The organism is Polyangium sorediatum (genome assembly GCF_029946465.1).
GTDB lineage: Bacteria > Myxococcota_A > Polyangia > Polyangiales > Polyangiaceae > Polyangium > Polyangium fumosum.
On sequence record NZ_JARZHI010000067.1, the window covers coordinates 23,643 to 44,344 of the forward strand.

Annotated in this window: 18 protein-coding genes; 9 read left to right on the plus strand and 9 right to left on the minus strand. The window is 68.4% G+C overall.

Going from position 1 to position 20,702, the window contains the following annotated elements; genetic code table 11:
* Window positions 1-6 precede the first annotated feature (6 nt).
* Complete coding sequence (locus QHF89_RS40455; RefSeq protein ID WP_136967679.1) at window positions 7-795, plus strand: HAD family hydrolase; 789 nt, start codon at window positions 7-9, stop codon at window positions 793-795.
* Window positions 796-1,137: 342 nt separating this feature from the next.
* Here the strand turns inward: QHF89_RS40455 and QHF89_RS40460 are convergent, their stop codons facing one another.
* The 5 genes from QHF89_RS40460 to QHF89_RS40480 all read right to left on the minus strand — a co-directional run bounded on the left by QHF89_RS40460 (window position 1,138) and on the right by QHF89_RS40480 (window position 6,248).
* Entirely contained in the window at window positions 1,138-2,415 is a 1,278-nt protein-coding gene (locus tag QHF89_RS40460; protein ID WP_136935931.1) for an NAD(P)/FAD-dependent oxidoreductase, read from the minus strand.
* 234 nt (window positions 2,416-2,649) lie between these two features.
* Window positions 2,650-3,480, minus strand: a complete 831-nt coding sequence (locus QHF89_RS40465; protein ID WP_136967678.1) for a sulfite exporter TauE/SafE family protein — start codon at window positions 3,478-3,480, stop codon at window positions 2,650-2,652.
* A 10-nt stretch (window positions 3,481-3,490) separates the two neighbouring features.
* The gene (locus QHF89_RS40470; protein WP_136967677.1) at window positions 3,491-3,835 is read right to left on the minus strand and encodes a rhodanese-like domain-containing protein; all 345 of its coding nucleotides are present in this window, start codon (window positions 3,833-3,835) and stop codon (window positions 3,491-3,493) included.
* Between the two features lie 144 nt (window positions 3,836-3,979).
* Window positions 3,980-5,311, minus strand: a complete 1,332-nt coding sequence (locus QHF89_RS40475; RefSeq protein ID WP_284721559.1) for a sigma-54 interaction domain-containing protein — start codon at window positions 5,309-5,311, stop codon at window positions 3,980-3,982.
* A 31-nt stretch (window positions 5,312-5,342) separates the two neighbouring features.
* On the minus strand, window positions 5,343-6,248 hold the full coding sequence (locus tag QHF89_RS40480; RefSeq protein ID WP_136967676.1) for an MBL fold metallo-hydrolase: 906 nt from the start codon (window positions 6,246-6,248) through the stop codon (window positions 5,343-5,345).
* Between the two features lie 224 nt (window positions 6,249-6,472).
* On the opposite strand from QHF89_RS40480, the gene QHF89_RS40485 reads away from it, so the two are divergent.
* Window positions 6,473-7,387 carry an STAS domain-containing protein gene (locus QHF89_RS40485; RefSeq protein WP_284721560.1) on the plus strand — a complete coding sequence of 305 codons (915 nt, stop codon included), beginning with the start codon at window positions 6,473-6,475 and terminating at the stop codon, window positions 7,385-7,387.
* Here QHF89_RS40485 and QHF89_RS40490 read toward each other — a convergent pair whose 3' ends face one another.
* Entirely contained in the window at window positions 7,388-8,020 is a 633-nt protein-coding gene (locus QHF89_RS40490; protein ID WP_136967675.1) for a class I SAM-dependent DNA methyltransferase, read from the minus strand.
* Window positions 8,021-8,182: 162 nt separating this feature from the next.
* Here QHF89_RS40490 and QHF89_RS40495 point away from each other — a divergent pair, with 162 nt between their 5' ends.
* Genes QHF89_RS40495 through QHF89_RS40505 form a run of 3 tightly spaced genes read left to right on the plus strand, consistent with a single transcriptional unit; the run spans window position 8,183 to window position 10,315 of the window.
* Entirely contained in the window at window positions 8,183-9,346 is a 1,164-nt protein-coding gene (locus QHF89_RS40495) for an STAS domain-containing protein (protein ID WP_284721561.1), read from the plus strand.
* Window positions 9,343-9,945: a hypothetical protein gene (locus QHF89_RS40500; protein ID WP_136967673.1), complete on the plus strand. Its 603-nt coding sequence runs from the start codon at window positions 9,343-9,345 to the stop codon at window positions 9,943-9,945. The genes QHF89_RS40495 and QHF89_RS40500 overlap by 4 nt, the downstream gene beginning before the upstream one ends.
* 7 nt (window positions 9,946-9,952) lie before the next feature.
* A complete protein-coding gene (locus QHF89_RS40505; protein ID WP_136967672.1) occupies window positions 9,953-10,315 on the plus strand; it encodes a hypothetical protein in 363 nt (120 codons plus the stop codon).
* A 6-nt stretch (window positions 10,316-10,321) separates the two neighbouring features.
* On the opposite strand, the gene QHF89_RS40510 is transcribed toward QHF89_RS40505, so the two are convergent.
* Window positions 10,322-11,467, minus strand: coding sequence for a S41 family peptidase (locus QHF89_RS40510; protein ID WP_284721562.1), 1,146 nt, complete (start codon window positions 11,465-11,467; stop codon window positions 10,322-10,324).
* Between the two features lie 164 nt (window positions 11,468-11,631).
* On the opposite strand from QHF89_RS40510, the gene QHF89_RS40515 reads away from it, so the two are divergent.
* The 4 genes from QHF89_RS40515 to QHF89_RS40530 all read left to right on the plus strand — a co-directional run bounded on the left by QHF89_RS40515 (window position 11,632) and on the right by QHF89_RS40530 (window position 17,369).
* Window positions 11,632-12,699, plus strand: coding sequence for a multiheme c-type cytochrome (locus QHF89_RS40515; RefSeq protein WP_136967670.1), 1,068 nt, complete (start codon window positions 11,632-11,634; stop codon window positions 12,697-12,699).
* Window positions 12,696-14,090, plus strand: coding sequence for a hypothetical protein (locus tag QHF89_RS40520; protein ID WP_284721563.1), 1,395 nt, complete (start codon window positions 12,696-12,698; stop codon window positions 14,088-14,090). The genes QHF89_RS40515 and QHF89_RS40520 overlap by 4 nt, the downstream gene beginning before the upstream one ends.
* 329 nt (window positions 14,091-14,419) lie before the next feature.
* Window positions 14,420-15,721: a hypothetical protein gene (locus QHF89_RS40525; RefSeq protein ID WP_284721564.1), complete on the plus strand. Its 1,302-nt coding sequence runs from the start codon at window positions 14,420-14,422 to the stop codon at window positions 15,719-15,721.
* 13 nt (window positions 15,722-15,734) lie between these two features.
* Window positions 15,735-17,369 carry a clostripain-related cysteine peptidase gene (locus tag QHF89_RS40530; RefSeq protein ID WP_284721565.1) on the plus strand — a complete coding sequence of 545 codons (1,635 nt, stop codon included), beginning with the start codon at window positions 15,735-15,737 and terminating at the stop codon, window positions 17,367-17,369.
* A gap of 797 nt (window positions 17,370-18,166) precedes the next feature.
* On the opposite strand, the gene QHF89_RS40535 is transcribed toward QHF89_RS40530, so the two are convergent.
* A complete protein-coding gene (locus tag QHF89_RS40535; RefSeq protein WP_284721566.1) occupies window positions 18,167-18,958 on the minus strand; it encodes a M15 family metallopeptidase in 792 nt (263 codons plus the stop codon).
* A gap of 70 nt (window positions 18,959-19,028) precedes the next feature.
* Entirely contained in the window at window positions 19,029-20,615 is a 1,587-nt protein-coding gene (locus QHF89_RS40540; protein ID WP_136973224.1) for a CocE/NonD family hydrolase, read from the minus strand.
* Window positions 20,616-20,702 lie beyond the last annotated feature (87 nt).

Here is a 20,702-nt window from a genome sequence, read left to right on the forward strand (position 1 = left end):
CCCCGCATGGCGTTCGCGGGGATCCTCTTCGACGTGGATGGCGTGCTCGTCGATTCGCCGCACGAGCGCGCCTGGCGAGAGACCTTGGACGAGCTCATGCAAGGCCCCTGGAAGGCGCTCGCCGCGCAGTCGCTGTACACGCCCGCGCGCTTCGACACAGCGGTCTACCAGAAGCTCGTCGCGGGCAAACCCCGCGAGGACGGGGCCCGCGCAGCTCTCGAGTACTTCGGGGTCCCCGACGCCGCAGTCCACGCCACAGAGTACGCAGCGGCGAAGCAAGCAAAGATCCTGGGCCTCATCCAGGAAGGCGCGTTCCAGGCCTTCCCGGACGCGCTGCGCTTCGTGCTCGCCGTGCGCGACATGGGTTTGCCGATGGCCGTGGCCTCGTCGTCGAAGAACGCAAACGAGCTGCTCGCGCGGATCGTGGTGCCCGAGCCGATGCCAGGCCTCCGTCCAGACCCGCTCGGCAAAGAGCCCGGCACGACGCTGGTCGACCTCTTCGACGCGAACGTCTGCGGCCGGACGTTCCCACGGGGCAAACCGTCCCCGGACATCTTCCTCGGCGCCGCAGCAGAGCTCGGCGTGCAGCCCGAGGCAGCACTCGTGGTGGAAGACGCGACGTCAGGCGTGCAAGCAGCGAAGGCCGGCGGGATGCAAGCACTCGGGGTGGCGCGGCTCGGAGACGCCGAGCTTTTGCGGGCAGCGGGAGCGGACCTCGTGGTGGAGTCGCTCGACGAGGTGGATCGAGACGCACTCGCGCGGGGGACACTCGCGCGCATCAGGAAGGCGGCGTGACCGGGGCTCTGCCCCGGACCCCGCGGGGGCTGTCCGCCCCTCGACCCGGACCAGGCACGGCCTGGACCGAAGCTGGAAGAACTGCGCTCCGCGCAGTTCTTCCAACGGGCCGGTGGCAAGACTGTTTAGGTGGGTTTCAAGCTGGCGGCGGGGCCGCTGCTCGTTGAACCTGCAGCACTGCGGCCTTGGTTGGCAGGGTCGCTTGTGGTCTTGACCCTGGCTGTTCGATGAACTGCGCACCGCGCAGTTCATCGACCCTGGGTCCAGCGCCTCGCTGGTCCGGGTCCAGGGGCGGACAGCCCCTGGTGGGGCCTGGGGCAAAGCCCCAGCGCAACGCCTCGGTCAGGACAGACCGCGGAGCATCAGGTTCCAGTACATCCAGGGCAGCCCGTACCGCTTGAGCAGGTACATGTCGTAGCGCTCCTTCATCGTGTCGATGACGGGGATCGATGGCGTGGGTTTGCCGGTGTAATCGAATTCGGCGAGCAGCATCGAGTCGTAGGACGTCACGAGGGGGCACGAGGCATAACCGTCGTATTTTGCCGTGGGCTCCTTGTCGTTCATGACGGCGAGCAGGTTCTCCACGAGGACCGGCGCTTCCTTGCGAATGGCTGCGCCCGTGCGCGAGGTCGGCAGCTCCGAGGCGTCGCCGAGCGCGAAGATGTTCGGGTACTCGGGGTTCTGCATCGTGTGCTTGTCGGCCTTGGCCCAGCCTTTGTTCGGTCCGTCTTTGTGCGCGATCGGGCTCCGCTTGATGAAATCGGGCGCGCTCTGCGGCGGCACGGCGTGCATCATGTCGTATCGAATCGTCTCTCGCGTGCCCGCCGGAGCCCCGACGACCGCGAAGACGGCCTCCTTCCGGTCTGGATGCACCTCGACCAGGTTGCGATCGAATTTCGTCTGGATGCCGTAGCGCGCGACGACCTGCTCGAGCACGGCGCGGTACTCCGCGACGCCGAAGATCGCCTTTTGCCCCGAGCCGAGGATCACGCTCGACCGTTCGAGCACGCCCGTCTTGCGCCAGTGATCACAGGCGAGATATGCGATCTTCTGCGGCGCGCCTGCGCATTTGATCGGCCCCGTGGGGTGCGTGAAGAGCGCTGTCCCGCCGCCGCGGAAGGACTCGATGAGGCGCCACGTCTTCGGCGCGAGGCGGAAATCGTAATTGCTCGACACGCTCTCCGTCTTCAGCGCTTCCCGCAATCCGGGGACGGCGTCCCAATCGAGCTGGATGCCCGGGGCGACGACCAGGAAATCGTAGCCGATCCGCCCGCCCCCGCGGACGTGCACCGTTTGCGCCACCGGATCGATCTCCTCCGCGAAATCCTTGATCCAGCGGACCCCTTCGGGGATGTAGGCGGCCTCATCGCGCTCCGATACGTCCGCGCTCACGATGCCGGCGCCGACCAGCGTCCAGAGAGGCTGGTAATAGTGTTTTTCGGAGGGCTCGATGATCGCGATGTTCTCCACGCCGGCGCGCGCGAGCCGCGCGGCCACGGAGATGCCGGCCGTGCCGCCGCCGATGACGACGACGCGCGCGCGCCCAAGCTCCGGAGTCGCGGCGGCCTCGGATCGCGGGAGGCTTGTTTTCGTGGACGGTGCGGGCGTGGTCGTGGCCATCTCGTTTCCTCTTCCAGGGTGTTCGGTTCGTCCGGGACCCAAGCAAGCAAGATGCCACACCACGATTCCCACGCCAGCGCCTCGAAACCCGCGCGCCCCACGAACGCGCGCCCCGACGCGTTCCAGCCGCGTTGCATGGATGTTTCACGGTGTTTCAGGAACACGCACGAGCCCGGCCGCCCGCGGCGGACGTGCAATTCGCGGCAAACCACGAGGGCCGCGGCGGCGTGGGGGCTACCTTTCGGCGGGACGTCCGGGCAATGCGGCGGCCCAGGGGCGCGTGATCACACCGAGCGCGAGCGCGGCCACGAGAAGGAGGAGCGGCAGGGGGAGCTGCTTGCCGAGCATGAAGAGGCCCATCGCCACGACGAGCCATGCAAACACGCGGCGCAAAACCTCCGGCGATACACGCTTGCCGAGGAGCGCGCCCGCCACGCTGCCGAGCGCGGCGAACGAGGTGACGAGCCCGACGAGCACCGGGTCGAGCTGCGCGTGCGCCACGTGCCCCGCGAATCCGGCAAACGATTGCAGCGTGATGACGAACAGGGACGTCGCGACGGCCTCGCGCATGGCGAGCCCGCCAAAAAGAACGAGCGCGGGGACGATGAGAAAGCCGCCGCCGGCGCCCACGAGGCCCGCAAAACACCCCACGGCGCCGCCCAGCAAGAGCGCGCGCTCCACGCGGAGCTCGCGCCGGTTCGCGGCGTCCTCGCCACGTCCGCGCAACATGACGACGGCCGAGGCCACCATCGTCGCGCCGAACACGACGAGGAGGACGGCCTCGGGGACGAAATGCGCGAGCCGCCCGCCCACGAACGCCCCGGCCATCGCAGCCACGCCGAACAACGCGCCGATCCGATAACGGACGTGGCCGCGCCGCGCGTGGAAGACGAGGCTCACGAGCGCGGTCACGCCCACGACGAAGAGCGACGTCGCAATGGCCGCGCGTGGCTCGACGCCGAGCAAATACACGAGCATGGGCAGCGTGAGAATGGCGCCTCCGCCGCCGAGCATGCCGAGGACGACACCAATCACGAGCGCAAGCGCGGCGCCGAGGGCGAGCATGGCGTCTCCCTCAGCGGCTCACCGGCAGGCCCGCCTCGTTCCAGGCGATCATGCCTCCGGCCATGTTCATGACGCAGGAAAAACCAGCCGCCGCGAGCCCCGCGGCCACCTGGCCCGAGCGGCGCCCCGAGCGGCAAACGAGGACGAGCGGCTCGTCTTTGCGAAAGCCCGCCGCGTCGAGCCGCGCGACCGGGACGTTCTCCACGCCGGCCACGTGCCCGAGCTCGCCACGGAGCTCGGCCGGATCGCGGACGTCGATCAGCCGCGCGCCGGGGATCGCCGCGGCGACGTCCTTCGGCGTGATGTCGCGATAACCGGCAGGGTTCGGGGTGGACCTGTCGAGCAGCGTGGGCATGGGGCTCTCCTCGCGGACCGCGCTGCAAACGAGGTGCCACGCGCCGTTTCACGCGGATCCCACGCAACACCCCCCTTTTTCAAGCCCCTACGCCTGCGGCTTGAAACATCCTGCAACACGCGGAGGCGCGTGTTGCAACGTTCCTCAGGCAGGGCCGGCGATGCCGAGCTCGCGCATCCTTCGCCACAAGGTCACGCGGCTCAGGCCGAGGATCTTCGCGGCGCGCTGGCGATTGCCCCCGGCGCGCGCGAGCACCTCCAGGATCCGGCGCGCCTCGGGGTTCGGGTGCTCGGCACACGCCTCGGGCGTCGGGGACGGCGCGACCTGCTCGGCGCCAAAGAGGCTCGGGTCGAGCAGCTCGGGCGGCAAATCCGCGGGCACGAGCGTCGGGCCGTCGCCCATGGCGTACGCATACGCGAGCACGTTCTTCAGCTCGCGCACATTGCCGGGCCACGAATACCGACGGAGAAGGGCCATGGCCGCCGGCGAGACGCGATCGACGCGCCGCCGGCTGGTCTCGTTGCGGAGCGCCATGAATTTCTCGACGAGCAGCGGGATGTCGTCGGGCCTCTCGCGCAAGGAGGGGATGAAGACCGGAATGACCCGCAGCCGGTACATGAGATCGGCGCGAAACCGGCCTGCCTCGACCTCTTTTCGCAAGGCGCGGTGCGTGGCCGAGACGAAACGCACGTCGACGGGGACGGGCTCACGCGCGCCCACGGGGAGGACCGTGCGCGTCTCGACCACGCGGAGCAGCTTCGCCTGGAGTTCGAGCGGCATCTCCGCGATCTCGTCGAGGAACAACGTGCCGCGGTGCGCGAGCTGCACGTGCCCCGGCGTATCGCGCACCGCGCCCGTGAAGGCCCCGCGCGCGTGCCCGAAGAGCTCGCTTTCGAGCAGATGGGAAGGCAAGGCGGCACAATTGATGGCGCGGAACGGCCCCTTGTGCCGCCCCGAGAGCGCGTGAATGGCGCTCGCGACGAGCTCCTTGCCCGCGCCGGTCTCGCCGCGCACGAGCACCGTCACGTCATCGCCCGCGACACGCTCGAGCACGCGAAACATCACCTTCATCGCCGGGTCCTGCGTCCACATGCCGTGAAACAGGATCTCGCCCGCCTCGAACGATTCGCCGGCGTCCTCGAGCAAAAGGAGCGTGCCCACCCGCGCGCGCCCCTGGGTCACGGGCAGCGACCGCACGCGCACGAGGCGCCGGCTGGACCCGCGCGGCGGGAGAATGGCCTGCACCGGCCGCCCCTCCGCGAGCGCCTCGGCCACAGGACGTTTCTCGCTGTCGCCGCACAAGAGCTTGGGGGCCGACGCGTGGGGCGGGATCTCGATGCCGAGGAGCTCCGACGCGGCCGGCGTGGACAGGACGATGCGGAGCTCCCCGTCGAGGACGAGGGCCGCCCCCGAGGCAGCCTCGAGGGCGCGTGCGATCACGTCCTCGGTCGATAGGGCGGGAGGTTTGCGGGGCACGCCCGCAGCGTAACATGTTGCAACGCGTGTTTCAGCTCGTGCTCGCGCGCCTCGGCGCCCCGTCGTCGTCCACGGGCTTGCGGAGGTTCAGGGGGATGCGGAGGTACCGGACGCCGTTCTCGTGCTCGGCGGGCAAGCGCCCGGCGTCGATGTTCACCTGCACGCTCTGCCAGAGCAAACGCGGCGCCGCGAGCGTCGCGTCCCGCGCATTGCGGAGCGCCACGAAATCGGGGCGTGTGGTCTCGGCGCGGAGCTGGATGTTTTCCCGCTTGGACTTCCCGATCGTGGTCTCGGCGCGCATCGGTCGTCCGCCGGGCTGGTAATCGTGGCCCACGAAGACGCGCGTCTCGTCGGGCAGGGCGTACAGTTTGTCGTGAACCGACGTATAAAGTGCGTCGGCCGAGCCCTTCGGAAAATCGCAGCGCCCCGTGCCGTAATCCTCGATGAACAGGGCATCCCCGGTGAAGACCGCGTCGCCGATGTGGTAGGACACGCAGCCGGGCGTGTGGCCGGGCGTCGACATCGTCGCGATGCGCAGCGTGCCGGCTTCGAGGATCTGGCCGTCTTCGAGGAGCAGGTCGAACTGGCTGCCGTCGGTGCGGAACGTCGGGGGCATGTCGAATACGGTCTTGAAGACCTTTTGCACCTCGCGAATTCCCACGCCGGTGGCGCTGCGGCCGCCGAAGCGTTTCTTGAGCCAGGGCGTGGCCGTCAGGTGATCGGCGTGCGCGTGCGTTTCGAGCGTCCAGTGCAGCGTCAAGCCTGCCTTGTCGAGGAACGCCGCGATATTTTCGACCGAGGCCGTGCTCACCGTGGAGGACATGGGCTCGTAATCGAGCACCGAGTCGATGACCACGGCGTCCTTCGAACCGGGATCATACACCACGTAGGTCAGCGTGAAGGTGGCGGGATCAAAGAAGGGCTCGACGTGGAACATGGCGCCACGGTTCAACAGCAAGGAGCGGGCCAACACACGCAGCGCGGGAGGCAGGCCGGGAAGCAGCGGGCCGGCGGGGCATGTTTCACGCCGTGAAACACGCCCCCCCCACGACTGCGCGCGTGGTGTGCAAAAATCCTGTTTTCCGCATGGCTCGCAAGTATCATCCGGCACTTCCAACCGGGACACCCTGGCGCCCGGACGAGCCCCTGGAGGAATGTTTGATGGCCCCCACTCGACCCGTCCCTCTCGAAGAGGTCTCCATCACGAACGAATTCGACCTGCTCAAGCTGGCCGTGGACGTGTCCATGGAGGGGCTGTCCATCCTCGCAGGCGACACCTATCGGTACATGAACCGCGCCCATGGCATGGTGTTAGGCTACGAGCCCGAGGAGTTGATCGGCAAGACATGGCGTATGCTCTACGACGACGCCGAAAGGACACGTATCGAACGAGAGTTCTTTCCCATCTTGGGAGAACACGGCAGATGGTCGGGCGAGGTCCGGGGGCTACATCGCGCCGGCCATTTGGTGGACCTGGAAATCTCGCTCACGAGATTGCCCGCGAACGCGCTCATGCCCGACGGGGGCCTGATTTGCACGTGCCGCGACATCGTCGCGCGCAAGCAGAACGAGCAGATGCTTCGCCGCACCCTGGAAGATCAGATCCGCACGAACGAGGAGCGCGAAGGCGCCATTCAAGCGCTGGAGGCCACGCAACGCGAGCTCATGGAGAAGATCGCGACCATCGAGCGGCAACGCAGCGCCCTGCGCGACATGAGCGTGCCCATCCTCGAGCTGTGGGACGACGTCCTCACGCTGCCCATCGTGGGGATCATCGATAGCCAGCGGGCGGCGGACATGACGGATCGGCTGCTCGGTCGTATCGGCGAGCGGCGCACACGCGGGGTCATCATCGATTTGACGGGCGTCGAGGTCGTCGACACGATGACCGCCGCGCATATCGTCAAGCTCAGCCAGGCGGCTTCGTTGCTCGGCTCCTTTTGCGTGCTCACGGGCATCGGGCCCCAGGTCGCGCAGACGCTGACGGTCATGGGGGTCGATCTGGGCGGCCTGACCACCGCGCGGAGCCTGCGCGACGGCCTGCGCATCTGCCTCGCGCGGATCGGGCGCGCCTGATCACACGGCGGCCGCGACGCGACACCGATAATAAAGCTGCCGCTCGGCCTGCTCCTCCGCCGAGAAGCTCACCACCTCCGCGTCGAGGATCTCGAACCCCGCCTCCCGCAGGACGACCTCCAGCGCTTCTTGCGGATACGCGCTCACGTGGACGGCATGGCCGAGGAAGGGCAGCGCTAAAAAGTCGAAATCCCCCTCCACCATCGAAAGCACGAGGTACCCGCCCGGCCGCAGGGCGCGGGCGATCTTGCGCAGCGCGGCAGGAATGTCGGACCTCCGCAGCATGAGCAGCGAAAAGAAGGCCGCGATCCCGCCGAACGAGCCGGGCTCGGACGAAAAGGTCATCATGTCCACCTGCTCGAAGGTCGCGCCCGGGGCATTCTGCCGCGCGAGGCGCAGCATCTCCTTCGAAACGTCGATGCCATGCACGGAGAACCCCACCTCCGCGAGCAGCTTCGCCGTCGGGACTCCGCTGCCGCACCCCACGTCGAGCACCCGATCGCCCGGGGCGAGGCGCTCGGCGAGCCACCGCGTGGCCTCCACCTGCGCGCGCTTGTCCGCGAATACCTCGTCGTATTTCTCGCCGATGGCGTCGAAGGCCGCGGCCTGCTCGGTGATCTCGTCCTTGCTCATGGTTCCTCGGGCAGGCTCGCTACCACGGCCGCGCGCGCGTCGGAAGCGTGGTGCCCCGCCGCGATGCATCACAACAAAATTTCGACGCCACTCCACGTCGCTCGCGCGTCGACGTGGACCGCCCAGGCTGATACGGTCGATCGTTGGCGGAGGTGGGGAACCGTGGCGACGGAACAAGCCGAGCATCCCTTCGAAGCATTCTTCCGTACGTATCCAGGCGCATTCGTGATCGTGAGCCCCGGGGGCGAGGTGATTGCGATGAACGCCGCTGCCCGCGCGCTCGCGGGCGAAAAGCTCGCGCCGGGGGTGCGCGTCGCGGAGCACGCGCACCCGGACGACGCGCTCGCCCTCACGCAGGCCCTCGGGCTCGTCAAGGACGACGGCGCGCCCGCGCGTTTCATGTGCCGCGCGCGACAACCCAACGGCGGCATGCTGGCTCTCGCGTGGCAAATCTGGCGCGCGCCGGGGCGGCCCGAGATCTTCGCCACGCTCTCGCTCGCCGACAGCGCACACGCGCACGTGCGCGAGGCGGAGACGGCCCCGGAAAAACCCCTCTCCGAGCGCGTGCTCCGCGCCCTGCTCGATCACCTCGACATCATCGCGTGGGTCACGGACAAGGACGGCATTTACACGTTCTACGACGGCAAGGCGCTCGCGGCGTTCGGGGCCTCGCCGGGGCAGCTCCTCGGGCAAAGCGTGTTCGACGTCTTCGGCGACCACATCAGCCCGCCCATGCGCGCGGCGCTCGACGGCACGCCGGGGCGCGAATCCGTGCACATCGTCGGCTCCCACTGGGACAATGTCTACTTGCCCATCCACGACGCCGGGAATGGATTCGCGGGCGTGATCGGCATCTCGCAGAACATGAACGAGGGCCAGCGCATCCGGGAGGAGCTCGAAGCGCGCCTCGCCCTCATCGAGCGCCAGGAGGCGGTGATCCGCGACCTCGAGACGCCGATCATCCAGGTCTGGGAGAACGTGCTCACCTTGCCCATGATCGGCGTCGTGGACAGCCGCCGCGCCGCGCGGGTCATGGATGACCTGCTCGGCGCCGTCTCCCGCGCCTCCGCTCGTTTCGCCATTCTCGATCTGACCGGCGTGGAGGTCGTGGACACGGCCACGGCGTATCACCTCGTGCAGATGGTCCACGCCATTCGTTTGCTCGGCGCCGAAGGCATTCTCACGGGCATCCGGCCCACCGTGGCCCAGACCCTCATCTCGCTCGGCGTGGACCTGTCCGGCATTCCCACCCATGGGACCTTGCGGCACGGCCTCGCCTTCTGCATCCGACGCCTGGAAACCCGCACACGGAGGCCTGCGCTTTGACGCGTCCTCGGCACATCCTCGTCTCCCTCGTGGGCCTCCTCGGCGCCCCTGCCCTCGCGCGAGGCGAAGAGGCCCCGCCCCCGCCTTCGCAGGAGCCTGCTCCACGGGGGGAGCTCTTCGTCGCCGTCTCCTCGGCCGTCGGCACCACCGATTGGCGCACCGACGTCACGGGGTATGGCGGCTTCGCGGTCGGCCTGCGGCTCTTCGGCGTGGTGACTCCGTTCGCCGAGGGGCGCCTCGGGTATGGCACCGTCGATCAGCGCTTGCTCACGTTTTTATCGCTCGGCATCCGGGCGGGGTGGCAAGCGACGCCCCTCGTCTATCCGCGGGCCCACGTGGGGTTCGTCCACCAACACGAGGAATCGATGGCCTCGGTCGCCGAGGAGCCGGCCGGCGCGGTGCTCGGCATTGGCCCCGGCATTCGTCACCGGGCGGGCGTGCAATTCGGCCTCGGCTGTGACTTCACGTTGCTCCGCCGAACGAAGTTCACGCTGGCCCTCGGCCCCGAGCTCGTGGGCGCCTACCTCGGGTATTCGAGCGGGCCGAACTGGTATGGGTTCGTGGGCGCGAATCTCGGCGCCCATTTCGCCTTGTTCTGAGGATTCGATGCGCCCCCTGCCCCGCCTCGTGTTCGCCACGTTCCCCTTCGTTTTGGCCGCGTGCAGCCTCTTCTACACGGACATGGAGGACTGGGCGTGCCCTCCCGAGGGGACATTACTCACCTACGAGAATTTCGGCGCGGCGTTCATGAACGCCCATTGCCAGAGCTGCCACGCCTCCACGGCCACGGATCGCGCCGGCGCGCCGGGGGAGTTCATCTTCGACACGAAATCGCAGGTCCAGCGGCACAGGGCGCGGGTCTTCGCGCGGAGCGCCGCGGAGAACGACTCGATGCCGCCCGGGCCCGACGATCCGTCGCTCGACGATCGCATGAAGCTCGCCGACTGGCTCGCCTGCGGCGCGCCCTGACCCGCCTCACCGCGGAGGCTTCGCGGGCTCGTCGCTCGAAAGCTCGCGCAATCGTTCTTCGAGGGACGTCTTCAGCTCCGGCTCGGAGACGGCCCCGATCCGCTTCTGCAGCGCGCGCACCTGCGCCACCCGCAGCGCGTCCTCCGCCGGCACGGCGATATCGGGGAGGACACCCGTGCCCTCCCAGTTCGTCTTCGTGATCGGATTGATCGCGCGGCCCGAGGGGACGAACGCGGCGAGGTGATCCCCGAGGCGCAAAAAGTCCCCCGGATTCGCCCCGCCCCAGGTCTTCTCGCCGATGATGACGCCCCGCTTCTGCGTCTGGAGATCATACGCGAACTCCTCGGCGCCGGATCCCGTCCGTTTGCTCGTGAGCACGTAGACATCCTTGCCCAGGTATCGCTTGCCCGGCACGCTGCTCGTCCAGAACTGGCGCGTCTCGTTCTTCGGGCGATCGTAGATGTCGTTGAGGTGCACGGCGCCGTCGAAGAAATAGCTGCACAGCACGGCCACGAGCTCCGGATCCCCGCCGCCGTTCCGGCGGACGTCGATGATCAGCGCGTCCGTCTCCGCGAGGAAATGCATCGCCGCAGCCGCGGCCTCCGCCCCGCGCCCGACGAAGCTGAAGGAGCGCACCTCCACATAACCGATGTTCCCGGGCAAACGCTCCACCCGCTCGAACCCGCCGTTCAGCCGCAGCCCCTCCGCCTCGAATCGCTCGCGCTCCGCGGCCGTCGGCTCCGTTTGTAGCTCGGCCTCGGGGATCTTCTCGGCCAGGTATCGCACGCGGAAATGCGCGTCCTTCAACACCTCGTTCACGTGCGTCGTGAGCGCCGCGGCGAGCGCGTGCCCCGTGGTCAGCTTGTCGTATTCGCCGCGCTTGCGCCGGGCCTCCACCGCGGCCCTCACCAGCTTGGTTTTCTCGGGAAACACATACCGCGCATCGAGGTGTTTGAGGAGCGCGTCGATCGCGGCGTTGCGCTCCGCGGGGGTCACCGGCCCATCGGGACCGCGGGGGGGCGGGGCGTCCTCCTCCACGGCCATCTGCGGCGAAGGACTCGAAAGGATCGGTCCCCGGGCCGGGGCGGCCGAGCCTCCGCAGGCCACGACGAACAAAAGTGGCAAGACCCCGATCCCCGTCATCCTTTGCATGCGCGTAGCTCCTCCTCTATCCGCTCCGACGATCGTCCGCCGTTCGGGTGACGACGCCAAGCGCACCTCGTGAAGGAGGAGCAGGATTTCGACGACCTCGCGCTTCGAGGAGAGCGCGAGGGATTGCGCTTGACACGACGTGCCCTTCGGAATTCCCATCACGCATGCGAACGCGCGGCCTGGCGCTTTTTCTCGTGTCCTGCGCGGGCGCGGGCGCGCCTCCGCCGGCCGCGCAAGACGAGGTGGCAACGGCGACGGCCGCGCCCCTCGGGATCGACGTCGCCGAGGAGAATCGGCAAGCGGCCGCGAATGCGCGTTGCGAGGGCTGTCACGAGGAGGTGGCGGCCGAGTGGCGTGGATCGCTGCACCAGCGCTCGTGGAGTGATCCGGTCTTCCTCGCTGCGTATTCAATCGAACCCCTGCCCTTTTGCCGCGGCTGCCACGCCCCGGCGGCCGATCCCCAAAAGCCGCCGGATCCCGGCGCGCGCGCCATGGGCGTCGGATGCGTGACCTGCCACGCGGACCTCGCCGCGGAACCCGCGCTCGCGGGCCCAATGCCGCACCGGAGCCGCTCGACGCCGGGATTCGACACGGCCGCCGCCTGCGACGGCTGCCACGAGTTCGACTTCCCCCGACGCAAAGGCGCGCGCATGCAAGCGACCCTCACGGAGCACCGCGCGAGCCAGCACGCCGGTACGCCTTGCCAAACCTGCCACATGAAGCCCAAGGCGCGCGCGGGCGGCCGCTCCGGCAAGGGACATCGATTCGAAGTGCGCGAGGATCCGGCTCTGCTCCGCGCGGCCGTCGAGGCCGCCGCCGCGCCGCGCAGCGATCGCTCGATCCTCGTGACCCTGCGCGCCGGCGCCGTGGGCCACGCCTTCCCCACGGGCGACCTCTTCCGCAGAATCGAGCTCCGCGCCTCCGCCGTGGGAAACGCCGCGCTCCGCGCCCCCGCCGTGGCCCTCCAGCGGGTCTTTCGCCTCGAAGGCACGGAGAGCGGCTCCTCCTCGCGCATCGAAGTGCGTGACGAGCGTGTCCCCGCCTCGGGGGCGCCGCGCGTCGCCGTGCTCGTCTTCCCCGACTCGATCGAGGGGCAAACCATTCGCTGGGAGGTCGTCTACCAGCGCATGGGCCCCACCCTGGCGGCGTCCTTCGGCGTGGACCTCGAACAAGACGAAATCGTCGTCGCCACGGGCACCCTCCGCATCCCCAGCCCCCCTGCCTCGCCATGATGAAACGAAAAAACATGCTCGCCCCGCGTTCGCTTTTGCTCCTCGCCGGAGCCACCACCCTCGTCGCGCTCGGCGCGTCGTGCGGCGCCGCGCCGCCGCCGCCGCCGCGGCCGACGGCCGCCCCGTCCAAACCCAAGCCCGCTCCGATCGCGGAGGCCGCCGCCGAGGAGCCGAAGCCCGCGATCCCCGTCGCGTGGGTCGAGACGACGCCGGAGAGCCCAGTGATCGACGGCGAGCTCGGCGAATGGGGCACGATCGAGGCTTCGCCCTCGGTCGGGCTCTCCGTGACCAAGGACGGCGCGCACATCGTCACGGACCTCGTCGGCGACGCGAAAAACGGGCTCTGGATCGAGCTCTCGACGCCGGCCGCCGAGCTTCGGCCCCTGGGAGAATGGTCGCGGGACGGCACGTTTTACGAGTTCAATTGTACGGACAACCTCGAACCGGAGGCCGCCGCGAAATGCAAGGCGACGCTGGAGCGTCACGCCGCCTTCGCGGCGAAACACGCAGCGCGCTTCACGCGGCTCTTCCGGCTCGACGAAAAGGGCCTCCGCTGGCGCGGCGACGGCGGCCTTTTGCCCGTCCCGGGTGCGGTCGTCGCCTCGAAGGTGAAAGGCGATCGCGTCACGACCGAGATCAAGCTACCGCTCTCGGCCTTGCCGCGCATCTCCGAGGCCCCCGCGATGACGTTTTCCCTGGCCGCGGTCGCGGGGCCCGCCGACAAGGCGCCGGCGCTCCAGCCCGAGCAGCGGTCGGACCTCAGCGCGCCTGCGGACATCGATTTCGAGCCGATGGGCGAGCTCCGCGCCGCCGCCCGCATGCACGCGCTCCGCGAGGCGTTTTCTTATCACCCCGCCCAGCCGAACCTCGTCGAGCTCGTCGATTTCCCCGACCGCGTGCACGGCGGCACATCGCTCGAGCCCACCGAGCAGGTCCTCTGGGAACCCTTGACGAAGCTCGGCGACCTCGAGCTCGGGTACGTGCACCTGCTCGATACGTACATCGGGATCTTCAAGGCGAAAAAGCTCGTCGACACGGTCTTGCTCGTGGGCGAGCCCAAGGGGTTCGTGGAGCGGAACAAGTCGGTTCACTTCTTCGGCTACGACGAGCACGCGATGGATCCGATCGGCGCGATATCCTCCTCGTGGAGCGTCCTTGCCGTGGACGCGGCAGGGGACACCTCGGAGCCGCTGGAGGCGGACTTCTTGACGTCCGGCTGGTCCTCGGTCGACGCGTTCCACGAAAAGAGCTTCGATCGCTTCGGCATGCGCGGCGTCCCCTACAGCGGCGAAGAGTCGGAGAGCGCAAGCCCGCTCGAGCTGCTCTGGACGTGGAACAAGAAGACCGGCCAGTACGTCCCCTCGCGCCGGACCCCCCGCGGAAAACGCTGATCTTCCCCCTTTCCCTCGTTTCTTTCCGCCCACGCGTCACCGCTCTCCGCCTGCACAGTCCCGCGCCTGCGCGAGCGGAAACGTTACGTTCTCCGCCGAGCCTGCTGGCCCGGGGGGTGCAGTGGTGTTCGGACGGCCGCCATCTCGGCAGGACGATGAACACCATGAACACCACCCGAAGCGTCATTCTGGCCGCGTCCGTACTCGCGCTCATCGGCGCACAACGCGTGACCTCGGCGCAAGAACCGCGGCTCCGCCCGGGATTTGTGCCGAATGGTTACTTCCGAACCCACGAAATCCTCGTGCCACGGGCTCCCGGACGAGAGCCCATGAACGAAACGAACAGGGCCGCACGCCTGCACCCCGAGCTCCGGGGCGCGCTCCTGCGCATCGATTCCGGTCCGGCGTCCGGCGAGAGCTCGCGGCCCATTTTCCCGTCGAGCTGGTGGCCGATGACCGAAAACGGCATCGCCGACCGCTGGAACTCGCGAAACAAGGACTACAGCGATTTCCGCTCCGATCCGGAGAACCTCTCGCCGGTCGAAAAGTACGATCTCCTCATGAACCCGGGCGAGGCGCAGCGCCTCCCGCAGGTCCGCGCCTTCACGTCCGAGGAGATGCGCAGGCCGGAGCGCGAGCGCGGCTCGGGCGCAGTCCGCCCCTCGATCGTCGTCGCCGGCCCCGCCACCGCGTGGGAGCTCTTGAACCACGGCACCTACCAGACCACGGTCCCCGAGTCGTGGTGGGGCCATTGCAATGGCTGGTCGTCGTACTCCACGGCCGAGCGAGACGGCGCGCCCAGCCGCGACGTGCGCGTTCGGCGCGAGAATGGCCGGATCGTGGAGTGCAATGGCGAGCGCGGCCGCTCCTGCGTGCTCTTCCGCATGGCGGACCTCGAAGCGCTCTTCTCGGAGATCTACTTCCACGACTCGTCCACGATGGCCGGCAACCGCTGCAACGTGCCCGAGGACGACATCACGCGCGACAGCGTCGGACGGCCGACGACCGCCGCCTGCCGCGACGTGAACCCCGGCACGCTGCACATCGCCTTGACGGGCCTCATGGGCCGCGGCGCGCCCGCGCTCGCGAACCTCGGCGGCCCGCGCGAGCGGCTCCCGTTCGTCATCGATTACGCGTACGGCGACGAGGTCTGGACGTTCCCGGTCGTGAAGTATCGCATCCAGGAGAACGAGGAGATCGACGAACGGCGCGCCTCGCAGCTCGTCTGCAACGGCGACGGCCCCTCGGCCGGTTGCCGGAGCTACCGCTGGAACGAGAACGCCGTCCGGTTCGCGCGCATCCGCACGAGCATCTACCTCGTCAATTACGCGGCGAGCATCGAGCAGCTCCTCGTGCCGCCCCTGCAACGTCGTCGCCCCACGGCCGAGGTCACGTACCATTACGTGCTCGAGCTCGACGGGCGCGGCACGATCCTCGGCGGCGAATGGATCGACTCGCCGACGGGCGTCGGACCGAACAGCAAGGAGCTGCACCCCGACTTCATTTTCATGTCGGCGTTCCCCGACGCGAGCGACGAGGCCGGGGACGACACCGGCGGGCGCAGCGACAACCCGCACATCTCGTCCGTCGTGCTCCAGTCGATCCTGCGCCTCTCGCGCAATGGCCGGTAGGACATCAGCGACCGTGCGTGAAAAATACGTGATCGCCCTCGGGGCGCTCGCCGCGGGCCTCGCGGCGTGCGCCCCCGAGGGCCCTTCGGCGGGCGCCACGGCGTCGGCGCCGGCGGTCGAGCAGAGCGGCGCAGAGCTCCGTCGCGGGCCGCCCTCGCTCTGGACCGCGGAATGGACGTGGCTCGTCTTCGCGGCGAACGACGACCTCGATCCGAACCTCGTCTCCGCGTTCGATCAAGACGCGCTCGAATGGCAGCACGGCCTCGGCGGCAGCGCCCTCTTCCGCATCCTGGTGCAACGCGACTATGCGCCATTTCAAATGGGCGACGACGGCAAACCCCGCCCCTCCGAGCGGTATTCGCTTTACCGTGAGGAAGTGAGGCCTCCGGGCCGGGAGAACGAGGAGCCGGGTGTCCTCGTCCTCGGCGAGACCGACACGAGCGACATGGCGACACTGCGCGATTTCCTGGTGGAGGGCGTGCGAATGTACCCGGCGCGCCATTACTGGGTGACGTTCACGGGCCATGGCGACGGGTTCACGGGCCTCGCCGACGACACGACGTCAGGCGAAGGAAAACGTTTGTCCCTGACAGGGCTCTCGGCCGCGCTCGGCGAGGCGTCGAAGGTGATCGAGACCGAGATCCGCACGAAACCCGGCCTCGGCGGGTTCGGGACCTCGAACCGCATCGACGTGGTCGCATTCGACGTCTGCCGGCTCGGCGCCGTCGAGGTGGCCTCGTCGCTCTCGGGCGTCGCCGATTACATGGTCGCCTCGCGCGAGACGATGCCGGACGCGGGTCATCCGTACAGCGCGCTCCGCTACATCGCGCAAGATCGCCCCGCGGCGAGCCCACGCGTGCTCGTAGAGGCGGTCGTCACCGATTACGTGCGCGCCTACGTCGAGGGGGTCTCGACGGCAGGGCGCGCCTACGTCGGCACCTCGGTCACGAGCGTCGGCCTCGATTTGCGTCGCATCGGCAAGCTCGAAGAGGCGCTCGCCGACCTCGTCACGGCCGTGCGTCGGGAGCGACCTCGCGGGTTCTCCTGCGAGGATGTCACCTCGCTCTTCGCCGAAGCCTGCGGCGGGGCAGGCATCGTCGCCTCGGCAACATCCGCGTCGCACGGAGGGCGGTCGCGGCGTGCATCGCGGTCACGCACGACGGCATCGGACGCCTCGGTCGACCTCGTGGCCTTGCTCGACCGGCTCGCGGATCCCGCGCATTGCGGGCCAGACGGCTCGGGCTCGGTCCTCGTCGGTCCGGACGTAGCAGCAGCAGCACGCGAGGTGCTGGCCGTCATCGGCCGTCCGCACCTCTGGACGAAAACAGAGCCCTGGGGCGAGCAAGTGCAATACGGCGGCCAGTACCGCCGCCTCGCCGGCTTCCACGCGACGAGCCCCTTCGTGGTCGAAGCCCAGCGCATGGAGCCGGCCACAGGCGCACGGCTCGGCGGCTTGAGCGTATTATGGGGCAATCCGTTCGAACTCCTGCTCCGCGAAAGCGGGCGGTCCCTGATGGACACATACCGCGCAACGTCGTTCGAGAAACGCACGGGCTGGACGAAGATGCTGGAAGCGTGCATCAACCAGGCCGAGGCCTGCCGGACGGGCACGCCGTGGCCGGGGGAGGACCCTTGCGAGGGGCTTTGAGGCGCCGCGCTGGGGCTTTGCCCCAGACCCCAGCAGGGGCTATCCGCCCCTGCACCCGGACCAGCCAGGGGCTGGACCCGAGGTCGATGAACTGCGCGATGCGCAGTTCATCGAACAGGCCCGGTCAAGACCGGCAGCGGGGTTGCCAACCGAGATAGGCGCGCGGCCTTCCAGCAGGCCGGTGGCAAGACCATGGGGAGGTTCGCTGGCGTTGGTTCGATGAGCTGCGCGATACGCAGTTCATCGATGAGGCCGTGTCTTCCGGCTTGGAGGCCGAGCCAAAAGGCGACGGGGACGCGTGTGCGAGAGACGGGGGCACGGTCCGAAGAGACGACGTCGAGTCTCCGGAGACACGAGGTCGTGCCTTGGAGGTACGAGGTCGTGTCTCTGGGGCGTGCGGTCGAGCCTCCGGAGGTACGAGGCCGTGCCTTGGAGGTACGAGGACGATGGAAGGGGCGGCGGGCTCGTGGCGTCGAGAGATGGGCACGATGCGGGAGACCATGGGCTCATCGCCGAAGACCTACGGCCCCATCACGTGGAGGGACGGAGCCGTGCTGTTTGGAGCGTGAGGCCATCGCGTCACACCACGACGTCATGCGACGAGGCGTTGGCCGCCGACCTGTCCGCGCTACGGCTTCTGCTGTCCCCCCGGCTTCTTCGTCGGCCTGTTTGAAAAACTGCGCACCGCGCAGTTTTTCAACCCTGGGTCCAGCGCCTCGCTGGTCCGGGGTCGAGGGGGCGGACAGCCCCCCGCGGGGTCCGGGGCGGCGCCCCGGCGCGACGCCCCCCAGGTCCCCCTACTTCTTGATCCTGTCCGGATCCCCGAGAAACTCGAAATGCATCGTGTCCTCGAGCGGGTCGTGCCCGAGCCAATCGAACCCGAACCGTTCGAATGCCTTGATCCAGCATTTCGGCATCGCTGCGCGGTCGTAGGGCGAGCGCGACTTCTGCTTGCATTTTGGGTGGCTCGGCCAGGGGTCCACGCAGCCGCAGCAGGGGTTTCGGTCGGGGTCGATGTCGAGCGCGATGCCGAAGAGGTGGTTCGAGATTTCGATGCCGCGGTAGGTGTTCGCCCCGCGAAAGCCTCCGAGGGCGCGCGGGGTGTACTTGGAAGCGCCGGTGCAGGACTTCTTGATCTTCTTCTCGACGCAGGCGAGCGCGGGCGCGACCTTCGTGTGCACTGAAACGGGAAGACCCATGAACTGCACGGTCACGGCCTGGGGGAGCGCGCCTTTGGGGTTCAGCTTGCGCGTCACGTCGTCGCCGACGTTGCCGTAATGGGTCGCGAGGTACTGGACGGCCTTCGTGTGTTTCCCGCCGTCGAGCACGCCCTTCGAGACGAACGTGCGGCGTTCGAGGAATTTTTGCGGGCTCTGGACGCGGCAGCCGTGCTCGAACACACCCTTGCCGGCGGGGGCCTTCTTCTCGGCCTTGGGCTTGGCCTTGCCCTTCGCCTCCTTGGCCTCGGCGATGGGGAGCTCGCCTGTGATGAAGGGCGCGGCGCAGACGAGGCCGAGGGCGGCTGCGAAGAGCAGGCGCGAGGCGCGCTGGAGCCTTCGGTCGTCGGGGCGCGGAGAGCGGGCGGACACGCCCGAGTTCTACACGCAGATCGGGCTTTTGGGAAGGGACGGCGCCCCGCGGCTTCGGGGAATTTGCGGTTCAGGGGTCGTACGAGAGCTTCAGCACGGACTGCTTCGACGAGCTGTAGCGGATATTGACCTGGTGCGCGAGCAGCGTCGCCGGCTGATAGAGCGGGTCGTAGGTGTCGAGCACGAGCGCCAGGCGGTGGCCGGCCGGCACGTCGTAGCCTGCTGCGACGAACTCGATGGACATCTTCACGTCTTGCCCGGGCGTCGCATTGTGCAGGGTCCGCACGCCGTGCGAGATCAGCTTCCCGTTGCCGAAGGCGTCCTCGTCGTAGAGGTAGGCGACGAGCTGCGTCTTCGCGTGCGAGGGCGATATCCATACGTCGAGGGTCGAGGCGCCGCGCAGCTTGAGTGGGGAGCTGAAGGACGAGGTCTCATACACGATCGAGTTGATGTCGGAGGCCGCGGGCAGCCAGGCCGAGACCTCGAGATTGATGTGCGCGTCGAGCGCGGCCGAGAGGATGGGGATGCCCGTCGTGGCGATCGAGTCGGCGCCCGACCAGATCGCGTTCGTGTAGGTCGACGTGTTGGGGGAGCTCCGCAGGGCGCCGTCTCCGATCAAGCCGCGGGGGCCCAGGTAGAGGGTCTTCGTGCTGACGCTGGCGCTCGGCCAGTCCTCGAATTCGACGCGCTGGTTCGAGGATTGAAGCTCCATCGTGACCGGCGGCTCCTCCGTGATGCCGTTGTCGACGCCCTTGAGCCAGAAATCGAACCAGTCGTGGACGTTGTTCCATACGTAGTTCGGGAGCCCGAGCAAGCCCGTCGCCTCGGCGCTGATGTGGATGCCCTGGTTGACGTCGATCCGCTTCGGGCCGGTGAGGAGCGAATACAACTTCAGCGAGGAGTTCGGCTTGAACAGCTCGTCGTTGAAGTTGTTGCTGATGTAGACGGGGGCATTGCGCGCGTTGATCTTGTCCACGTGCGTGAGGGGGGAGCGCTCGTGGGCCCAGGCGATCGCCTCGGCGACGTCGGTCCCGGCGAGCAGATCGCCGAAATACGCCGGGATATCGCTCGAAATCTCGCCGAGCAGGTAGCCGGAGCCGACGAGGAGCGTGCCCCAGACGAGGCTCGTCGACTCGCCGCCGTAGAGGGCGTCGGGCAGGCTGCCCCATCCGCTCAGCGCCGCCGCGGTCTTGATGCGTGGCTCGTGCGCGAGCCCGAGCAGCGAGAGCCCCGCGCCGTACGACATCCCGGAGATGCCGATGTTCGAGATGTCGGCCTGCGTGTTCGCGTCTAGCCAATCGATGATCGCCGACAGGTCTTCCACGTCCTCGGGCCCGCCGACCGTCGCGAATGCCGTCGACTGCCCCCAGCCGCGCGCGCTGTAGCTGAGGACGAGGTAGCCGTCCTGCGCGAGCTTGCCGGCCTGGACGAGATACTCGTGCTCTTCGAGCGCCCAGCTATTCACGAAGATGATGGTCGGGAGCGCCGCGTTTGGGCTCGTGGTGACGGGCGTGAAGAGGTTGGCGGCGATTTCGGTCCCGTCCGCCGACGTGATGACGATCTGATCGTCGAACGTGACGCCCCCGGCGGCGAGCGCACTTTGCGAACAAACCAGCCCCGCGACGGTGCCGAGCACCACCGTAGTGAACTTTTTCATTTTTGCTCCCCGGTACGAGCGCCTGGAATGGCAGAAAAGGCTGCCTCTACGCGTCAACACGCGCCTCGCCCGTCATCTCGGAATACC